Here is a 19,237-nt window from a genome sequence, read left to right as displayed (position 1 = left end):
ACCTGAGTCCGGGACGCCGTGCGACGGCCGGCCCCCACGGCGCTGCCAGGGGCGCCGGCTCCGGTCCCGCCGCCTTACTCGATGACGAGCTCGACGTCGATGTTGCCGCGGGTGGCCTTCGAGTACGGGCAGTACGCGTGCGTCGCCTCGACCAGCTGCCGGCCGGTCTCGCCGGACAGGGCGTCCGGCAGCTCCACCCGCATGATCACGGCCAGGCCGAAGCCCGCGTCGTCCTTGCCGATGGAGACCTCGGAGGTCACCGAGACGTCCTTGGTGTCGATCTTCATCTGGCGGCCGACATTGCCCATCGCGCTGGCGAAGCAGGCGGCGTACCCGGCGGCGAAGAGCTGCTCCGGGTTGGTGCCCGCCCCGTTGCCCCCGAGCGCCGGCGGCAGCGCCAGGGCGAGATCGATCTGGCCGTCGGAGCTGACGGCCCGGCCCTCGCGGCCGTTGGCAGTGGCGACAGCGGTGTAGAGCGCGTCCATCACGGTTCCCTTCGTTGGCTCGGCGGCCGTCTCCGGCCGCCCGATGTTCATAACCCTCGCACACATTTAAATTGCATGCAACTCAATTGCGCGCAACTAAATAATTCACGACCGGCTACCCTGGACCCATGACCACGCTCCCGGTACCCGACTCCGAACTGCTCCGCCTCGACCACCAGGTCTGCTTCTCGCTGCACGCCGCCTCGCGCGCGTTCGGCGGCGTCTACCGGGACGCCCTCAAGGACCTCGGCCTGACCTACCCCCAGTACCTGGTCATGCTGGTCCTCTGGGAGCGCGGCCCGCAGCCCGTCAAGACCATCGGCGAGCAGCTCCGCCTGGACTCCGGCACCCTCTCCCCGCTCCTCAAGCGCCTGGAGACGGCGGGCCTCGTACGCCGCGAGCGCAGCACCGAGGACGAGCGGTCCGTCACGATCCATCTCACCGCCACCGGCGAGGACCTGCGCGAACGGGCACTGCCGGTGCCCCGGCGGATGCTGGCCGCGACCGGCCTCACGGTCGAGGAACTCCGTACGCTCCAGGGCCTGCTGGGGCGTGTGACACGCGCCCTCGACCGGGCCTGACCTCGCGCGGCGCCCTGATCCGTCCGGGCGGAGCCTGGACGGCCAATCGCCAACAAAAGGGCCCCGGTCGGACTTCACCCCCGTATCTTCCCGTCGGCCGCGCCGTTAGGCCCAACAGGTGCTTTCGGCGGTCCACGCACCGGCCGCACACCCCTTTCTCCCACACCCCGCCACCCTCATCACCCCATTGAGCTACCAGTGTTGGGGACTTATCAGGACAAAGGCGTATATAAGGTGGCCGTACCAGCCGGGAGCCGCCGGCGAAAGCCCGCCAGGACGCGGTTGGCAGCATCGCCTACGAATAGTGGAGGAGCGCCACGTGAATGCGGCAGAAGTTGTCAACAGCTTGCTGGTCCAGCGATTCGGAGTGCCCACGTCCCACCTCAACGACGAGGCCCCGCTGCGCACTCTGCGCATGGACTCGCTGGCTCTGGAGGAACTCCGCGTCCTCATCGAGGAACAGCTGGACATCGACCTCGAAGAGACGTCGCTGACCCCCCGGAACACCGTCGGCCAGCTGGTCGCGGCCGTCGACGGTGTCACCCCGTGACGGCCCGCCGGGCGCCGTTCCACGCGGCGGTGACAGGACTGGGACTGGTGACCGCCGCGGGCGTGGACGCGAAGACGACCTGGCATTCCGTCACCCAGGACACCGTGCCGCACGGGGTGCGGCACGAAGCGGAACTCGCCGATCTGCCCTGCGACTTCTTCTACACCATCGACGGCCTGGACACCGCCGCGGTCCTCGGTGTGGCCACCCAGCGGATGATGGACCGCTTCTCCCAGCTCGCGGTGATCGCCGCGCGGGAGGCGATCGTCGACGCCGGACTGGACACCGGCGCCTGGGATGCCGGCCGGGTCGCGGTCGTCATCGGCTCCGCACACGGCGGGCTGCCGTTCTACGACGAGCAACACACGGCCCTGGTGACGCGCGGCGCACGGCGGGTCTCCCCCAAGCTCGCCCCGCTCACCGTGGTCAACGGCGCCGCCAGCAGCGTGTGCATGGACATCGGCGCGCAGGGCCCGAGCCTGGGGGTGGCGACCGCGTGTTCCTCCGGCACGGTCGCCCTGGGTACCGCGCATCAGCTGCTGCGCACCGGGGCCTGCGATATCGCCGTCGCGGGCGGCGCCGAATCGCCGCTCTCCCGGCTGCTGATCGCCAGCGCCTGCCAGATGAAGGCGGCATCGACCCGCCGGGAGAACCCGTCCGCGGCCGTCCGGCCGTTCGACGCGGCGCGGGACGGTTTCGTCGTCGGCGAAGGCGCCGGACTCCTCGTCCTGGAGCGACCCGAGCACGCGAAGGCGCGCGGGGCCACTGTCCGCGCCCAGATCTCCGGATACGGCGCGTCCAGCGACGCGTACGCGGCCGTGGCACCGGACCCCGACGGCACCGGCATCGAGCGGGCACTGCGCAGCGCGCTGGCGGACGCGGACGCAGCGGCCGGCGACGTCGGCCATGTCAACGCGCACGGCACCTCGACCGTCGTCAACGACCTCATCGAGGCCAGCGTGCTGCACCGGGTGCTGGGCGATCATCCCCTGGTCACCTCGACCAAGGCGATGACCGGCCACACGCTGGGCGCGGCCGGCGGCATCGAGACCGCGCTCACCGTGCTCGCCCTGGAGCAGCAGCTGGTGCCGCCGACCGCCAATCTCGAAGCACCGGACCCACAGATCCCGATCGAGATCGTGCGCGACGCGGCCCGGCCGGGGAGGTTCGACTGCGCGGTCAAGACGGCACTCGGCTTCGGCGGGCACAACGCCGCCCTGGTGCTGACCCGCGGTTGAGGCGCGCGTCCCGTAGCCCCTCACCTGCGCCCGGGGCTCACCTGGGCGCAGGTGAGGGGTGATCTGCTCGAGGGGCCGGCTCTGAGCGGGGGCTGGCTCTGGCCCTGAGCGGGGGCTGGCTCTGCGCCGGGGGGTGCTCTGGGCCCGGGGTGCCGACGCTGGTGGTGCTCGAACTCACGGAGCACAACGCCGTCTTGTCAGCCCGCCTCGTCACCGACACACACTGAGCCCGGCTCCCTGCCGCGTGCGCGGGCGACGGCCGGGTGCTCGGTGCGGGCGAGATCGCCTTCGTACGGGAAGCCGGCGGGTTTCTGCGGCGGCGATCTGCCCGGGGTGGAATGTCGGCCCCGGGGAGCCAGGGGCGGACGGTCGGTGAGCTCGCCGGTGCTTCCGGGTGCCGGCGATTCGTGGGGCTGCGGCCGAGCGGGCGGGGAACGGCTTTTCGCGGTGTGGCGCGGGCAACCTCACGGGGGCTCGGGAAGAGAGCCGCTCAGCGCGGTCCCGGGTGAGGCCGGGCACAGGACGTAAATCACCTACTAAGGGCCCTAGTAGACATCATTCCGGCACAGCCCTTACAGATCGGGCACGACAAGGGACATCGCCCCCTTTTCTACGAAGCTGGGTAGTACAAGGCATCTTTGCCTCCGTCCCGGGCCGGCGCTAACCATGTTTCCGGTAGCACCGAGAGCGAGCCGGCGACCTCAGCCCGACGGCGAACGCGGCCATGAGCCTCGGTCCTCACGCGCCGCCGAAGGCCACCTCCCCCGCCATCCAGCCCCTGGAAGAGGTCACTCCCGCATGCCCAGCTTCCCCCTGCCCCGCTCTGCCCGCGCTGCCCGCATCGGTCGCACGCACAAGGTCTCCGCGGCACTGGTGGCCACTGCGGGCTGCGCCGCCGCCGTTGCGCTGTCCGCGGGGCCGAGCAATGCGGCGGCATCCGCCGGCCAGGCGCCGGCCGCGGTGAAGCCCGTCAGCGCCAATGGCCTGCCCGTCGCCGTGAAGGCCGAGGCCGCCGACACCACGACCGAGCGCAGGACCGTCGCCTCCGTCGGCGACCGCATCAAGGTCACCGCCGTCGCCCAGCAGGGGCACACCGCCGAGCAGGCGGCCAACCGGTCCACCGAGCGCAAGGCCCTGTCGGCACCCAAGGCCGCACCGAAGGCAGCGCCCAAGGCCGCGCCGAAGGCGGCACCCAAGGCCGCGCCGAAGCGGTACGCGAACAACCTCGACGGCTGGATCCGCGAAGCCCTCGACATCATGAAGACCCACGACATCCCCGGCACCTACGAGGGCCTCCACCGCAACATCATGCGCGAATCCAGCGGCAACCCCAACGCCGTCAACGACTGGGACATCAACGCCATCAACGGCATCCCCTCCAAAGGCCTCCTCCAGGTCATCCAGCCCACCTTCGACGCCTACCACGTCCCCGGCACCCCCCATCACCTCACCGACCCCGTCGCCAACATCACCGCCGCGGCCAACTACGCCGCCGACCGCTACGGCTCCATCGACAACGTCAACTCCGCATACTGAGCCGACCCGGACAGCGAGCCGGTCCGGCCGGGACAGCATGTGCCCTGCCCGCATCGTGCGGGCAGGGCACATGCCTTTGGTCGGCGACTGGACGGACGTCAGCGGGTCGGACCGTAGGTCCGGCCACCCACCAGGCCATTGAGGGTGTCGCTGAGGAGACCGTTGAACACGCGGTTTTCCATCGGCGCCGAGCCGGTGGGAGAGGGGGCCCGGTAGGCTGACGAGGCCTCCGGGTCGTACCTGTCGGCTGCCGCGGCGGCCCCCGAGGTGAGGAATCCCGCGACAACGAGTCCGGTGAGAACGACGGACATACGACGTAGCATGACTTTCTCCTTACGGTGAGTGATTTCCCGTGCGTGATCTCACTTTTCCGTCAATGCCGGGCGCGCCGCCATTCGAGAGCCCCAACGCTGCTACGAACGGATGAGCCACGCCGCCGTATCGGCGCGGCAGACCTCACGAACGGCCGAGTGGGGGCACACTCCGCCCCCGCTGTCGCTCATGCGGCGCGGACGGGCCACCCTGCTCCGCGATTCCGGTCCCCTGATGCGCTCCGCGATTCCGATCCCGATTCGACTGAGTGACCCACGTCACTTTCGGGGGTGCGCCGGAAATACCACCCGTACAGGGAAGCACACGGACTGAATGCGGAATGGGAGCGGGAAAGGCACCCGAAGCGCCTCCTGAAGTGAACTGCGCCACTTTCGGAGAATACCGATCTCCCTTTTAGGGGATTCCCCGGTCATTCGCTTGCGCCCACAGCCGGAAATCGATCTTTGCCGCTCCGCTCCGGGGAGTCGAGCGACCCGAAGGATGTAATCCGCACGTGAGCCGGGCCACTTCAACGGGTCCACCGAGGGGACCTTGAGGCCCCACCAGGTGATGCAGGGCACAGGACGCACATCACTTACGAACGTGCTTAGTCGAGTCGCACGGGCCATATACCCCTGGAAGATCCCACAGCTTCGGACATTTCTGTCCATCTCACGAAGCTCGGTAGTACATCACACCGTTGCCACGCTTCAGGGCCCTCGCTAAACATGGTTCGGGCAGCACCGGGAACGAGCCGGCGAATTCCGTCCTGACGGCGAACGCGGCCATGAATCTCGGACCTGACGCGCCACCGAAGGCCGCTGCCCGTCCCAGCACCTGGAAGAGGCCACTCCCACATGCCCTTTACCCTGCCCCGCTCCGCGCGTATCGCCCGGATCACCCGCACCCACACGGTCGCCACCGCCGTTCTCCTCGCCGCGGGTGCCACCACGGCGCTGAGCGTCACCGCGAGCCCCGGCACCGCTCATGCCGCTCCCTCGCGTGCCTCGATCGTGCAGCCGGTGAGCGCCAACGGTCTGCCCGTCGCGAAGGCCAAGGCCGCCGACACCACGACCGAGAGCAAGGCCGTGCAGTCCGTGGCCGACCGGGTGAAGGTGACCGCCGTCGCCGAGCAGGACCGCGCGGCGGAGCAGGAGGCCAGCCGCTCCAGCGAGCGCACGGCCGCGCCGAAGCGGTACGCGAACAACCTCGACGGCTGGATCCGCGAAGCCCTCGACATCATGAAGACCCACGACATCCCCGGCACCTACGAGGGCCTCCACCGCAACATCATGCGCGAATCCAGCGGCAACCCCAACGCCGTCAACGACTGGGACATCAACGCCATCAACGGCATCCCCTCCAAAGGCCTCCTCCAGGTCATCCAGCCCACCTTCGACGCCTACCACGTCCCCGGCACCCCCCATCACCTCACCGACCCCGTCGCCAACATCACCGCCGCGGCCAACTACGCCGCCGACCGCTACGGCTCCATCGACAACGTCAACTCCGCATACTGAGCCGGATGCAGCAGTGGGCATGAACGACGAGACGAATGCGCCGACCGAGTCGGCGTAGGCCGTGGCGCAGCGGCGGAAAGGCGCGTTCGCCGCTGCGCAACGGAGCGGGTCCCGGCACTGCCGGGACCCGCTTTCGCATGGGTGCGGCACACCCCCGCAGCTGACGTCCGGTCGAGTGAGACAGCCCCACCGGTCAGCCGCCTGACGGCTTGTAAGGGGAACGGATGCAGTCAGTTCAGCGTATAAGTCTTCTTATCGGCAGGAATCTGCTCAAAATCTGTCGGAACTGACCCAACCGAAGGCCCTCGGAGGCTCGCGATGCCCTTGCGCAGATCCGGTCCGGCCCGCCGTCACCTCCCCATCGCGGCCGGAACTCTCGTTTCTCTTCTCTCCGTGCTCGTTCTGCCCCTCGCGCTGACCGGCACCGCTGGGGCGTCGTCGGACGCGGGCAAGAGACCCGCCCACCCCGAGCGGGACTGGCTGGGGTCGACCATCGCCGCCCACGAGGGGGGCGATGGGGACGACCCCATCGACGGCGCCGAGCCCCGGGGCGGCACCGCCAAGGCCGTGGCCGGGGTCGATGTCTCCAGCCACAACGGCCACGTCTCCTGGCGGGTGCTGCGCAAGAGCGGGGTGCGTTTCGCGTATGTGAAGGCCACCGAGGGGACCAGCTACAAGAACCCGTACTTCGCACACCAGTACAAGGGCGCGTACAACGCCCACATGATCCATGGCGCGTACCACTTCGCCCTGCCGGACCACTCCAGCGGCGCCGAGCAGGCGAGGTACTTCGCGGCCCATGGCGGCGCCTGGTCCCGGGACGGCCGGACGCTGCCCGGCGCGCTCGACATGGAGTACAACCCCTACGGGGCCAGCTGCTACGGCAAGAGCCGTTCGGCGATGGTCAATTGGATCGCGGACTTCTTCCGGACCTACCGGGCGAAGACCGGCCGGGACGCGGTGATCTACACCTCGACCAATTGGTGGAAAGCCTGCACCGGCAATTCGAACCGCTTCGGCAAGACGAACCCGCTGTGGATCCCCCGCTACGGCAGCTCCGTCGGGCCGCTGCCCGCCGGCTGGCGGTTCCACACCATCTGGCAGCACACCTCCTCGGGCAAGCCGGTCGGAGACCGCAACCGCTTCAACGGCGCGTTCGACCGGCTCCAGGCCCTCGCGAACGGCTGATGGCCGCGGAATACCCGGGATCCCCGGGATTCCGCAGACCCCGCGGATCCCACGGCCCCCGTGCACGGCCGGTTCCCGACGCTGGGCAAGGCGCCGGGGCCGGCTGTTTTTCGCGCCCGGATCCGCCCGGTCCGGCCAGCTCAGAGCCCCTACCGACCACGCCCGGGATTACGGCACCATCTCCGCGCTCTTCGCTGAGTTCGGGCCAACTCCGGTACCACTGCGGACTATTCACGGCGTTGCGGTACAACCATCCCCGTGTGCCCCGTGTCTAACGCTTCGAAATGACCACCCGAGGCACACCACCCGACGGGGGTATTCCCATGAAGCGTTCACATGCCGTCGCAGGATCCGCGGTACTCGCCGTTGCCGGAATCGCCACCATGGCCATGGCCACCACAGCAACCGCCGCTCCGGCGGGCGCCACCGCCACGTACAACGGCGCATGCGGAGGCGACTACCGCGTAGTGAATTCGGTACCGGTCACCGGAAAGGGGACCGTGTATCTCACGTACAGCGCGAAGACCGGAAAGAACTGTGTCGTGACGGTGCGGAACAGCCCCGGAACGCCGACCTACATGTATACCTATCTCGGCCCGACCGACGGGAGTTCCGACCCGGTATTCGACAGCGGTGAATACACCTCCTACGCCGGTCCGGTGTATCTGCCGGCAAAGGGCGTGTGCGTCGACTGGGGCGGCACCATCGAGACCGTCAGCGTCAGCGTGTCCGGCTCGAACTGCGGCCGGATGGCGGCCGGTGCCGTGACGCACCGCTGACGGGCGATCGGAGAGTGCGGGCTCATTCCCGTCCCCGGCGCCTGCAGCGCCGGGGAGGATAGGGAGCCCACCCCAGCGGCCCGCAACGCCGGAGAATTGGGGAACTCACCCGAGCCCGAGCGCCCGCAGCGCTGACCGGGCGGCGTTGTGCCCGCTCATGCCGTGGGCGCCGGCGCCCGGTGGGGTGGCGGCGGAGCAGAGATAGACGCCCGGTACGCCCGTGCTGTACGGGTCGAGGGCGATCCGTGGGCGCATCGTCAGCCGCAGCGGGGTGTTGTCGCCGCCGATGATGTCACCGCCGACGAAGTTGGCGTTGTCGCGTGCGAACGCCGCGGTCGAGGTGGCGGTGGCGGCGACGATGCGGTCACGGGTTCCCGGTGCGAAGCGCTCGAACTGCGCGAGGATCGCGGCGGTGACGTCGCCGGGGTAGCCGTGCGGCACATGCGCGTACGCGGAGACGGGGTGGATGTCGCCGGCGGAGCGGCCGGGGTCGGCGAGGTACTGCTGGGAGACCAGCACGAACGGCCGCTCGGGCAACCGCCCCCGGCACACCTCCCGCTCCGTGTGCGCGATCTCCTCGAAACCGCCGCCGAGGTGCACGGTCCCGGCCCGGCGGCAGACCTCGTCGTGCCAGGGCACCCCGCCCTCGACCGCCAGATCGAGCTTGAACGCACCGGGGGCATGCCGGTAGCGGCGGTAGGCGCGGCGTACGCGGGGTGGCAGCCGGTCGCCGATCACGGTGGCGGCCGCGGCCGGCGACAGATCGAGCAACACCGTCGCGGCGGGTGGAAGTTGGCCGAGCGAGCGGACCCGTACGCCGGTCTCGATCCGACCGCCCGATGCGGTGAGCAGCGCGGCCAGCGCATCGGTGATGGCGCGGGATCCGCCCGTGGCCACCGGCCAGCCGTAGCGGTGCCCGGCCGCGATGATCAGGAGTCCTACGGACGCGGCGAACGGCTGCGTCAGCGGCCGTCCGTACAGATGGGCCGCCACCCCGCCGAAGAGGCCCCGGGCCGCCGCGGTCCGGAAGCGGCGTGCGACGAGGGTGGCGGGCTGCAGGGCGTGCATCCCGAAGCGGGCGAGCCGGAGCGGATGCCGGGGCAGATGCAGCACCGGCCGCATGACCTCTTCGGTCAGCTCCTGGGCGTCGGCGGCCAGCGGTCCGAACAGCCGCCGCCAGGCCCGTCCGTCGGCGCCGAGCTCCTCTGCCGTCCGCTCGACCGACCGGTAGAGCGCCCCGGCCTCGCCCGAGTCCACCGGGTGGGCCAGATCGACCTCGGGCCAGCGCCATTCCAGCCCGTACGCCGCGAGATCGAGCGTCCGCAGGAACGGCGAGCCGGCGCCCATCACATGCGTCGACGAGCAGTGGTCGAACAGCACGCCCGGCACGTCCAGTTCACCGCTCCGGGTGCCGCCGCCGATCTCGTCGGCCGCCTCGAACACGGTCACCGGGAGCCCGCTCCGCGCCAGCGTGACCGCCGCCGCGAGCCCGTTCGGCCCGGCCCCCACCACTACTGCCGTATCGCGCCCGGCCTGATTCGTCATGCCTACAGGATGCCAAGGGGCTCGGGGGCACGGCCGCAGGGGCCCGGGTTCAGACCGCAGATCACCCGGGTGCGGGCGGACTCCAACCTGCGTCGGCCGGCTCGTCAACTGGGCCGACGACCTCCTCCGCCTCACCCTCAACACCGTCTCCCGACCGCAACGGCTGTCCCTCACAGGAGCAGCCGGCGGCTGGGGCGTGAAAGTCGACGCCGATCCCGAGTCGGGCATATCGTTGTCGGCGTTGGTCGCTGACGCACTGCGCGCCTGTCATCGAGGACCTGATCGCTGAGCAGGCCGACCGCGGCGTCACCTCCAGCCGTTGTTCGTGACCCGTGATCGTCCGTGACCGGCGGCTGTCCGGCCAGTGCTCGTCCGTGACCGGTCCTTTCATGACGAGCCGCCCGCGTGCCCGGCCATCCATAGTGGGAGGACCGAGGTACGGCACGGAAGGTGGCGCATGGGCAGGAAAGCGGCATCCCGCACCGAGGGGGACGACTGCCTGCCGGCGTCGGCCCGGAGAGCGCCCGGTTCGGGGCTTCGTCGCGCTGGTGGGCAGCAACGGCTCGGGCAAGACGACCGCTGGGGAGCGTTCGGAGCGTGTGACCTACCCGCCGCTTCCCGGGGAGAACGGGCAGGTGGGGCAGGGGGGTTCACACTGAGTGGAGGCGGGCAGGAAGACGCGTCCCCGCTTATGCCGTGGCAGGCGTTACGGCGCGGGCGGTGACCCAGTGCTCTCCCGGGCCTCCAGCTGGGGCAGTTCGCCCTGGACGGTGCGCAGCGGCCCGCCGTCGAGGACGGCGAGGAGTTCCTGGGCGGCGAGCCGTCCGAAGCCGGGGGTGTCGCGGACGAGGGCGGTCAGCCGGGGGTGGGTGACGCGGCAGAGCGCCGAGTCGTCCCAGGCCACGATCGACAGCCGATCCGGTACGGGAATGCCGCGCCCGGCGGCGACCGAGGCGCCGGCCACGGCCATCACGTCGTTGTCGTAGATGATCGCCGTGGGCGGTTCGGCGGTGTCGAGGATGCGGCGGGTGGCCTCCGCCCCTTCGGCGTCCGAGTAGTCGGTGGTCACCGAGCGGACCTGCCGCTTGTCGAGCCCCCGCAGTTCCGCTTCGGTGCGCAGTGAGCGGATCCGTCGTTCGGTGTGGGCCAGGCCCGGCATTCCGGCGACATGCGCGATCCGCCGGTGCCCCAGGGCGTGGAGATGGTCGAGGATGGTGGCCATGGCCTTGGCGTCGTCGGCCCAGACGGTGGCGAGCGGCGGGTGCGTGGCGGGCGGTCGGGGGGCGTCCGGCGGCTGGGCGGCGAGTCCGCCGACGACGACCGCGGGCAGGCCGAGCGAGGCGAGGAGCACCGGCCTGGGGTCTTCGGTGCGCGGGTCGACGACGAGGACGCCGTCCACCCGGCCTTCGGCCCACCAGCGGCGGTAGAGCGCGCATTCGGTGTCGAGGTCCGCCACGACCTGGAAGAGGAGCGCGATCTTCCGTGCGGAGAGCACCTCTTGGATGCCGGAGACGAGCTGCAGGAAGAACGACTCGACGCCCAGGGTCTGTGCGGGGCGGGCGAGTACCAGGCCGACGCAGCCGACGCGTTCGCCGGACAGGGCACGGGCGGCGCTGCTGGCCTGCCAGCCGAGTTCCTCCGCCACGCGGCGTACGCGGGCGCGGGTGTCCTGGGAGACGCCCGGCCGGTCGTTGAGCGCGAAGGAGACGGCACTCTCCGACACACCGGCCCGGCGCGCGATGTCCTTGATCGTCGGCCGGCGCGTCGGCTTGCGGCGGGCGGCCTCACCGGGCGCTGTCATGACGGCTCTCCTCCGGTGAGCACGATCTAAACCGCATTAGTGCACAGTCTGATCAGGGGTGGTCGGCTTGTCAATCGTGCTGGAGTATTGACACTCGCTAAAGCGCATTAGTAGTCTGCCGCATCGTCACCGAGGGCCTGGATCGTCAGATCAAGCAGAGCGGATATCTCAGTCCGAGCGGTTTCAGCAGTCCGGATGGACCAGTCCGAGAAGATAGCTCAGTTCTCAGTTCTCAGTTCTCAGTTCTAGAGCTTGCTTGGAGCAGATGGTCGCTCCATATCACTTCGCCATGTCACTTCGAGAGTCACTGGCACTGCATCACCATCCACCGACAGCACATCATCACCGACCCATCGGCTGCCATAAACCCTTTCCACATGTTTCTGGTACGAGCGAAGGAGCCCGTCGGCCATGCGTATGTCCCGCAGAGCAGCCACCGCCACCGCGGCCCTGGTCACCTCATTACTCACCCTCACCGCGTGCGGGGCCGCGGACGGCTCCGGCGGGGCCGACAGCGCGTCGGGGAAGGTCGAGGGCGAGGTGACCTTCCAGACCTGGAACCTCAGGGCACATTTCAAGGACTACTTCGAGGGCATTATCGCGGACTTCGAGGAGAAGCATCCGGACGCCAAGATCAAGTGGGTGGACCAGCCCGCCGAGGGATATCCGGAAAAGCTCAGCTCCGATGCCGCCGGCGGAACGCTCCCCGATGTCGTGAATGCGTCGCCGGATCTTGTCTATCCGCTGGCCAAGGCCGGGATGGCACTGGACCTGGAAAAGGCCGCGGGGAAATACCGCGAGGAATATCTCGACGAGGCATGGCAGAGCAATCAGATGCCCGGGATGCCGGGCGTCTATGCCTTTCCCTGGTATCTGAACACCGGGCCGATGTTCTACAACAAGCACCTCTTCAGGAAGGCCGGCCTCGATCCGGAGAAGCCGCCGACCACCTACGACCAGCTCTTCAAGGACGCCGTGTCGATGGCGAGGAAGAGCGACCGGAAGATAGCGATGCTGGCGAGCACCCCGTCCATCGAGGACTTCGGGCGCTATGGCGTGCGGCTGATGAACGCACGGGGCACGGAGTTCACGTTCAACGAGCCCAAGGGCGTCGAACTGCTCCGGCATTACAAGGAGCTGTACGCCGCCGGGGCACTGGACTCGCAGGCGCTCACGGCGAAGGCCGAGTCCTCCGGACGTAAGTTCCAGCAGCAGTCGGTGGCCATGAACCCGGGCAGCGCGCTTGACCTTGAGACGTTCAAGAAGGAGGCGCCGAGCCTCTACAAGAACATCGGCATCACGGACACGGTCAACAACACCGGCAGGGCCAATATGTACGTCCAGGGCCTGATGGTGAACGCACAGAGCAACGTCAAGCCGGCGGCCGTCGCGTTCGCGCACTTCGTCACCAACAAGAAGAACCAGATGGCCTTCGCCAAGCAGGTCACCATCTTCCCGAGTACCAAGGGCTCGCTGGACGATCCGTACTTCACCGAGGAGGACGGCACCGACGCGACACGAGTACGGGTGGCATCTGCCAAGTCCCTCAAGAACGCGGTGAATTACACACCGGTGCTGCTCAGCGACCAGATGAAGACCGTGCTGCGGAATGCCGTCGCCAAGGCCCTACAGGGCGAGCAGTCGCCCAAGGCGGCGCTGGACGGGGCGGTCGCCGAGTGCAACCGCCTGCTCAAGACGGGCTGAGGCCGGGGCACATGCTGAAGGCGAAGCACATCTTGATGTCCGATACGACATCGCGGAGCGGGGTGTCTCCCGGAGCGCCCCGGCCCGAGCACACGGATGCCCCGGTACCCGCCGGTACCGCCTCTCCTCCGTCTGAACCAGTCAGGCGACGGGCCCGCGCGGCCCCAGGAATCCGCACGCATCTACCGTCCAGCCCCTGGCTCTTCCTGGCTCCCGGTCTGCTGATCGTCGGCGGGTTCAGCCTCTATCCGTTCCTGAGCACCGTGGTGAACTCCTTCACCGACGCCCGCACCCTCACCGAAGGGCAGTTCGTCGGCGGCACCAACTACCAGGAGCTGGTCCATGACGCGATGTTCTGGACGGGGCTGCGCAACAGCCTGCTGTATGTCCTGGGGGTCGTACCGCCGCTGGTGATTCTGCCGCTGCTGCTGGCCATCCTCGTACAGCGGCACCTCCCCGGGATCGCCTTCTTCCGGGCCGCGTTCTACACCCCGGTGGTCGCCTCCGTGGTCGTGGTGGGGCTCATCTGGGTGTGGCTGCTGGACGACCGGGGACTGATCAATGCGCTGCTGGAGGCCGTGGGCGTCGGCACGGTGGGTTTTCTCAGCGATCCCTGGCTGCTGCTGCTCAGCGCGATGGCGGTGACGGTCTGGAAGGGCCTCGGCTACTACATGATCATTTATCTGGCGGCGCTGGCCAACGTCCCCCGGGAGCTGCATGAGGCGTGCGCGGTGGACGGGGCGGGGGCGGTGCGCCGCTTTCTGACCGTCACCGTGCCGGCGGTGCGCTCCACGATGGTGCTGGTGGCCGCGCTCTCCTCGGTCAGCGCGTTCAAGGTGTTCTCCGAGGTCTATCTGATGGCCGGTCCGACCGGCGGCCCCGGGGGCGAGGACACCACGCTGGTGATGCTGGTCCAGCAGGTCGGTACGGGCCTCAGCGGGCGGGTCGGCTATGCCTCGGCGCTGTCCGTCGTCGTCTTCGTCATCACGCTCGGACTGATGCTGCTGGTGCTGCGCGCCAACCGGAAGAAGGAGGACGAGGCATGAGAGGGGAGGTCAAGCAGGAGCGCAGGGAACGGCGGATGCCCCGATGGCGACTGCTGCTCCGATATCTGCTGCTGCTCGCTGTGCTAGCAGTGACAATCGGCCCCTTCCTGTGGCAGCTGTCCACCTCCCTCAAAGGTGCCGGCGAGGACATCTACCGCTATCCACCGAGCCTGATCCCCCGTCACCTCACCTTCGGCAACTACGCAGACGTCGCGGAGATCATCCCGGTCTGGGACTTCGCACTGAACTCCCTCAAGGTCGCCGCCGCGAACGTGCTCACCAACTGCGTGGGCGCCGCGCTGGCGGGCTACGCCCTGGCCCGTATGCGCTTCACGGGCCGTAAGACCGCGCTCGTCGTCTTCGTCATGGCGATGCTGGTCCCGGTCGAGAGCATCATGATCGCCCAGTTTGTGACGATGCGGGAACTGCAGCTCAACAACACCCTGATCGGGGTGCTGCTGCCCGCCTGTATCGGCGCGATGAATGTGATGCTGATGCGCAACGCCTTCGCCGGGGTGCCGTACGAGATCGAGCAGGCCGCGTTCGTCGACGGCGCCAACGCCTGGCAGCGGTTCGTACGGATCGCGCTGCCGTCGGTCAAGGGCACCCTCGCCGTTGTCGCGATCTTCGCGTTCATGGGTGCCTGGGACGACTTCCTGTGGCCGTTGATCGTGCTGAGCGACCAGTCGAAATTCACCCTGACGATCGGGCTGAACTTCCTGCACGGCACCTTCGCGGACAACCAGCGGCTGGTTGCGGCAGGCACCGTCATCGCCGTGCTGCCGCTGATCGCGCTCTTCGCCTGTCTGCAGCGTTACTTCTTCCGCGGCGTCGGTGAGGGCGCCGTCAAGGGCTGAGCCCGGACCGGCCCGCGAAACCGGCCGTATCCCCGCCGCCCGCAAACGGCCCGTGTCCCCGCCGCCTCACAAAAACCAGCCGTATGCCCCGTCGGCCCACAAAACCAGCCCACATCCCCGCCCCCGTACCCACAGGAGTCCCATGCGATTCGGCGCCAACTACACCCCCACCCAAGGCTGGTTCCACCACTGGCTCGACTTCGATCTGGACGCCGTACGCGCCGACCTCGACTCCATCGCCGGCCTCGGCCTGGATCACATCCGGGTCTTCCCGCTCTGGCCGCTCTTCCAGCCCAATCGCACCCTGATCCGGCCCCGCGCCGTGGAGCAGCTGGTACAGCTGGCGGACGCCGCCGCCGAGCGCGGTCTCGACGTCACCGTCGACGGACTGCAGGGCCATCTGTCGAGTTTCGACTTCCTGCCCGCCTGGACGCAGACCTGGCACCGCCGGAATATCTTCACCGACCCCGATGTGCTCGCGGGCCAGGAGGAATATCTGCGGACGCTGGCGGCCGCGCTGGCCGACCGGCCCCACTTCCTCGGGATGACGCTCGGCAACGAGATCAACCAGTTCTCCGACGGGCCGCACCCGGATCCCGACCGCATCACCGGCGCACAGGCCGCTGCCTGGCTGGAGCGGATGCTCGCGGCCTGCGAGCGTGGCGCGCCGGGCCGGACGCATCTGCATGCCGAATACGACGTCACCTGGTACCGCGACGGCCATCCGTTCACCCCCGCCCAGGCCGCCCGGCTCGGCGCCGTGACGGCCGTGCACTCCTGGGTGTTCAACGGCACCGCGCAGCGGCACGGGCCGACCGGCATCGCCACCGAGCACCATGCCGAGTATCTGATCGAGCTGACCAAGGCATGGGCCGTCGACCCGCACCGCTCGGTATGGCTCCAGGAGGTCGGCGCTCCCGCCCCGCACATCCCGGCGGACCGAGCGGCACACTTCACCGAGGCCACCATCACCAACGCCCTTGACTGTCCTGACCTTTGGGGCGTCACCTGGTGGTGCTCGCATGACGTGGCGCGGTCGCTTGCGGACTTCCCGGAGCTGGAATACGGCTTGGGCCTGTTGGGCAACGACCGTACGGTCAAGCCCGCGGGCCGGGCCATCGCCGCACTGGCCAAGGAGTGGCGCGGCCGCGAACACCGGCCTGCGGTACGCAGCACCGCACTGGTCGTCGACGCCGGCGGGTCCGAGGACGCGCCGCGCCGCTCGGTGTGCGCACCGGGAGGCCCCGTCTTCGAGGCATGGACCGAGCTCACCGCCCAGGACGTCCGGCCGACTTTCGTACTGGCCGAACTGGCATCGGATGACGCACATTTGACGTCGCGTGGCATCACCGAAGTCTGCACACCGGAAGAGGCCCATCAGGCCTGACCACTCCGAAGGAGGCCGACTAGGAGCCGACTGACCGGAAGAGGCCCGCTTTCCGGCCCTGCTCCGTCTCCTGGCAGCTCCTGGCCGTCCGTCCGCCCGCCGCCCCCACCGGAGGACCTCCCCATGCCCCCTGAAGCGCAACCAGCAGCAGCCACCTCGCCCCAGCCCAGGCGCGCACCCGCGCACCCCACACCCACCAACCCATCCCAGCCCAGGCGCCCGCCCGCGCGCCCGATACCCACCAACCCATCCCAGCCCAGGCGCCTACCCCCCTTCTCGTTGTCCCGCCGCCGAGCGGTACTGGCCGGGGCAGGCGCCGCGGCCGCCCTGTTCGGCCCCTCCCTCGGAAGCGGCATGGCGCTGGCCGCCGGCCGCCCCGGGCCGCGGCCCGATACGACAGCCGGCCGCCCCCGGACCGCCTCACCCCTCCAGCCCTGCGCCTCCTACTGGTTCCCCGACTCGCTCCCGTCGGGCACGCCCGGCCCCGGCATCACCTGGCGGAGCCTGGCAGAATGGACACCGGAGGGCGACCGGGATCTGCCGTTCAACACCGCGACGGTGCCACTCGCCAAGCGGTTCACGCCCGTCCCGGCGAACCGCACGGCCCGCTCCGGCCAGGCCCGGATCAGCGCGCTCGCGGCCTTCGCCCACACCGCGGGCAATCCGTCGCAGGGTTCGGCCATCGCGGACTACTACGCGCCGACACACTGGGCCTACATCGACGAGCTGGTCTTCTGGGGCGGGTCTTCCGGCGAGGGGCTGGTGCTGGCGCCGAACGCGCCGGTCGTCGACGCCGCGCACCGCAACGGCGTCCCCGTACTGGGCACCGTCTTCCTCCCACCGGTCCCCTTCGGCGGGGATCTGCGCTGGACCCGCGACCTGGTGCAGAAGGACGCGGCGGGGCGCTTCCCGCTGGCCGCGAAGCTGGTGCAGGTCGCGACCGCGTACGGCTTCGACGGTTGGTTCATCAACGCCGAGACCGACGGCGGGGATGCCGCGCTTGCCGCGGACATGCAGGCGTTCCTGCGCGCGCTGCGGGCCGCGGGATCTCGTCGCGGGCTGCGCATCACCTGGTACGACGCGTTGAATGTGAGCGGTCGGGTCGGCTGGCAGGGCGCGCTCAACGAGCTCAATCAGCCGTTCTTCCAGGACGACGCGGGCCCGGTGGCCGATTCCCTCTTCGTGGACTTCCGCTGGACGGCCCGACGGCTCGCGGACTCCGGCGAGCTGGCCGGCCAACTGGGCCGCAGACGCTACGAGTTGTGGGCCGGGGTCGATGTCGAATCGGCGGGCTGGGACACCGAAACGGACTGGGACGCGATCATCCCCAGCGACCGCGATCATGTGGTCTCCTACGGCTTCTACCGTCCCGAGTGGACCCTCCACCACCTCCCGGAGGGGCGTACTCCTGGCCAGTTCCACGCCGCGGACGACCGCTTCTGGTCCGGCGAGGGACTCGATCCGACCAAGGTGGTCGATCCGGCCCGGCCCAGTGGCACCGGCAGCGGCTGGCGGGCGCCGGCCGCCGCCGTGGCCGACCGTTCGACGATCTCCTCGCTGCCGTTCGCGACCACCTTCAACACCGGCCACGGCCTGCGCTGGTACGAGGACGGCGCGGTCACGTCGGACACACCGTGGAACCATCTCGGCCTGCAGGACCACCTGCCACCCCGGCGCTGGTCAATCCGAACAAAGGGAAAACGTCCGGATATTTTCGTAGATTTCGCCAATGCCTGGCGCGGCGGCAGCAGCCTCCTGGTGCACGGCGCACTGGATGCCCCCGTCACCGTCGACCTGTTCCCCACCCGGCTCCCGACCGGCGCAGCCACGGTGGTCGATATCACCTACCGCACGGATTCCGACGCCAACGCCCACCATACGGGTGCCGACATCACCCACCGGCCGAGCGAGGCGGACCACCGGCCGAGCGGGGCGGACCACCGGCCGGACGAGGCAGACCTCCGCGCGAGCGGGGAGAGCCACCGGCCGAGCGAGGCAGGCCACCGGGCAGACGCAGCACCGGGCCCGGTGCCCCCCGAACCAGGCCCGGCGACCCTCGAATCAGGCCCGGTGACCCCCGAACCAGGCCCGCTGACCGTCCAATCGGGCCCGGTGGCCGTCGAAGTGGCCGTGGCGCTCCAGGAACCGCCGGCGCCCGGTGCGCCCGCCCCGTACGCGTATCTGCCCGCCGGAACCATCGAGCCGGGCGGCGGCTGGCGCACCGTCTCCGTGCGGCTCGCCTCCCTCGGGGCCGGCACCGTGCACACGCTGGGCGTACGGCTGACCGGCCGCGGGAGCGCGCCGGTGGCATGGCGGCTGGGTGCCCTGGCCGTCCGCGAGGGCACCGGGCAGCCGGGTGCTCCCAGGGCGCTCACGGTCACCGACGCCGCCACGGCGGACGGGACCACGGCGCTGCGGCTGCGCTGGCAGCCCGCCACCGGCCCGGTACGCCACTACGAGCTGCACCGCCGGCTCCCCGACGGGACGCGGCGATTCCTGGGCGGTACGTGCGGTACGGCGTTCTACGTCCCCGGTCTGCGCCGTGAGCAGGGCGAGCGGGCCGTGCTGCTTGAAGTCCGCTCCGTGGGTGAGCTGTTCACTTTCTCGGAGCCGGCCGGGGCCCAACACCCTTGGTGGGCGCCGCAGGCCCCGGCCCCTTGGTAGCCGCTGCAGGGGCCTCGACAGCCCTGCGGTATCGGGTGGCGCAG

16 protein-coding genes are annotated in these 19,237 nt (G+C 69.7%); 12 read left to right on the top strand and 4 right to left on the bottom strand.

What is annotated here, in order from left to right; all coding sequences use genetic code 11:
• Positions 1-74: 74 nt before the first annotated feature.
• Complete coding sequence (locus tag K9S39_RS39900) at positions 75-485, bottom strand: organic hydroperoxide resistance protein (protein ID WP_248869188.1); 411 nt, start codon at positions 483-485, stop codon at positions 75-77.
• A gap of 128 nt (positions 486-613) precedes the next feature.
• On the opposite strand from K9S39_RS39900, the gene K9S39_RS39895 reads away from it, so the two are divergent.
• From K9S39_RS39895 to K9S39_RS39880, 4 genes are all read left to right on the top strand, one after another.
• On the top strand, positions 614-1,066 hold the full coding sequence (locus tag K9S39_RS39895; protein WP_248868168.1) for a MarR family winged helix-turn-helix transcriptional regulator: 453 nt from the start codon (positions 614-616) through the stop codon (positions 1,064-1,066).
• A gap of 319 nt (positions 1,067-1,385) precedes the next feature.
• Positions 1,386-1,616 (top strand): acyl carrier protein, encoded by a 231-nt coding sequence (locus K9S39_RS39890; RefSeq protein ID WP_248868167.1) that lies wholly within the window; start codon positions 1,386-1,388, stop codon positions 1,614-1,616.
• Positions 1,613-2,854, top strand: a complete 1,242-nt coding sequence (locus K9S39_RS39885) for a beta-ketoacyl-[acyl-carrier-protein] synthase family protein (protein ID WP_248868166.1) — start codon at positions 1,613-1,615, stop codon at positions 2,852-2,854. Before K9S39_RS39890 ends, K9S39_RS39885 begins: the two co-directional genes overlap by 4 nt.
• A gap of 798 nt (positions 2,855-3,652) precedes the next feature.
• The gene (locus tag K9S39_RS39880; RefSeq protein ID WP_248868165.1) at positions 3,653-4,390 is read left to right on the top strand and encodes a transglycosylase SLT domain-containing protein; all 738 of its coding nucleotides are present in this window, start codon (positions 3,653-3,655) and stop codon (positions 4,388-4,390) included.
• Between the two features lie 98 nt (positions 4,391-4,488).
• On the opposite strand, the gene K9S39_RS39875 is transcribed toward K9S39_RS39880, so the two are convergent.
• Positions 4,489-4,713 (bottom strand): hypothetical protein, encoded by a 225-nt coding sequence (locus tag K9S39_RS39875; RefSeq protein ID WP_248868164.1) that lies wholly within the window; start codon positions 4,711-4,713, stop codon positions 4,489-4,491.
• Between the two features lie 846 nt (positions 4,714-5,559).
• Here K9S39_RS39875 and K9S39_RS39870 point away from each other — a divergent pair.
• The 3 genes from K9S39_RS39870 to K9S39_RS39860 all read left to right on the top strand — a co-directional run bounded on the left by K9S39_RS39870 (position 5,560) and on the right by K9S39_RS39860 (position 8,189).
• Positions 5,560-6,222, top strand: coding sequence for a transglycosylase SLT domain-containing protein (locus tag K9S39_RS39870; RefSeq protein ID WP_248868163.1), 663 nt, complete (start codon positions 5,560-5,562; stop codon positions 6,220-6,222).
• 318 nt (positions 6,223-6,540) lie between these two features.
• A complete protein-coding gene (locus tag K9S39_RS39865; RefSeq protein WP_248868162.1) occupies positions 6,541-7,410 on the top strand; it encodes a lysozyme in 870 nt (289 codons plus the stop codon).
• Between the two features lie 323 nt (positions 7,411-7,733).
• A complete protein-coding gene (locus K9S39_RS39860; RefSeq protein ID WP_248868161.1) occupies positions 7,734-8,189 on the top strand; it encodes a spore-associated protein A in 456 nt (151 codons plus the stop codon).
• 105 nt (positions 8,190-8,294) lie between these two features.
• On the opposite strand, the gene K9S39_RS39855 is transcribed toward K9S39_RS39860, so the two are convergent.
• Positions 8,295-9,734, bottom strand: coding sequence for a phytoene desaturase family protein (locus tag K9S39_RS39855; RefSeq protein ID WP_248868160.1), 1,440 nt, complete (start codon positions 9,732-9,734; stop codon positions 8,295-8,297).
• Positions 9,735-10,440: 706 nt separating this feature from the next.
• Positions 10,441-11,535, bottom strand: a complete 1,095-nt coding sequence (locus K9S39_RS39850; RefSeq protein WP_248868159.1) for a LacI family DNA-binding transcriptional regulator — start codon at positions 11,533-11,535, stop codon at positions 10,441-10,443.
• A 411-nt stretch (positions 11,536-11,946) separates the two neighbouring features.
• Between K9S39_RS39850 and K9S39_RS39845 the strand changes: the two genes are divergently transcribed.
• From K9S39_RS39845 to K9S39_RS39825, 5 genes are all read left to right on the top strand, one after another.
• Entirely contained in the window at positions 11,947-13,239 is a 1,293-nt protein-coding gene (locus K9S39_RS39845; RefSeq protein WP_248868158.1) for an ABC transporter substrate-binding protein, read from the top strand.
• Between the two features lie 35 nt (positions 13,240-13,274).
• The gene (locus tag K9S39_RS39840; RefSeq protein WP_406708102.1) at positions 13,275-14,285 is read left to right on the top strand and encodes a carbohydrate ABC transporter permease; all 1,011 of its coding nucleotides are present in this window, start codon (positions 13,275-13,277) and stop codon (positions 14,283-14,285) included.
• Positions 14,282-15,142: a carbohydrate ABC transporter permease gene (locus K9S39_RS39835; protein ID WP_248868157.1), complete on the top strand. Its 861-nt coding sequence runs from the start codon at positions 14,282-14,284 to the stop codon at positions 15,140-15,142. Before K9S39_RS39840 ends, K9S39_RS39835 begins: the two co-directional genes overlap by 4 nt.
• Positions 15,143-15,284: 142 nt before the next feature.
• Positions 15,285-16,529 (top strand): glycoside hydrolase 5 family protein, encoded by a 1,245-nt coding sequence (locus K9S39_RS39830; RefSeq protein ID WP_248868156.1) that lies wholly within the window; start codon positions 15,285-15,287, stop codon positions 16,527-16,529.
• 354 nt (positions 16,530-16,883) lie between these two features.
• Positions 16,884-19,193 carry an endo-beta-N-acetylglucosaminidase gene (locus K9S39_RS39825; RefSeq protein ID WP_248869186.1) on the top strand — a complete coding sequence of 770 codons (2,310 nt, stop codon included), beginning with the start codon at positions 16,884-16,886 and terminating at the stop codon, positions 19,191-19,193.
• The last annotated feature ends 44 nt before the right edge of the window (positions 19,194-19,237 follow it).

Origin of the sequence: Streptomyces halobius, assembly GCF_023277745.1 — a bacterium.
Classification (GTDB): Bacteria; Actinomycetota; Actinomycetes; order Streptomycetales; family Streptomycetaceae; genus Streptomyces; species Streptomyces halobius.
The sequence above is the reverse complement of the archived record's forward strand: the minus strand, read 5'-3'. Positions and strand labels throughout refer to the sequence as shown.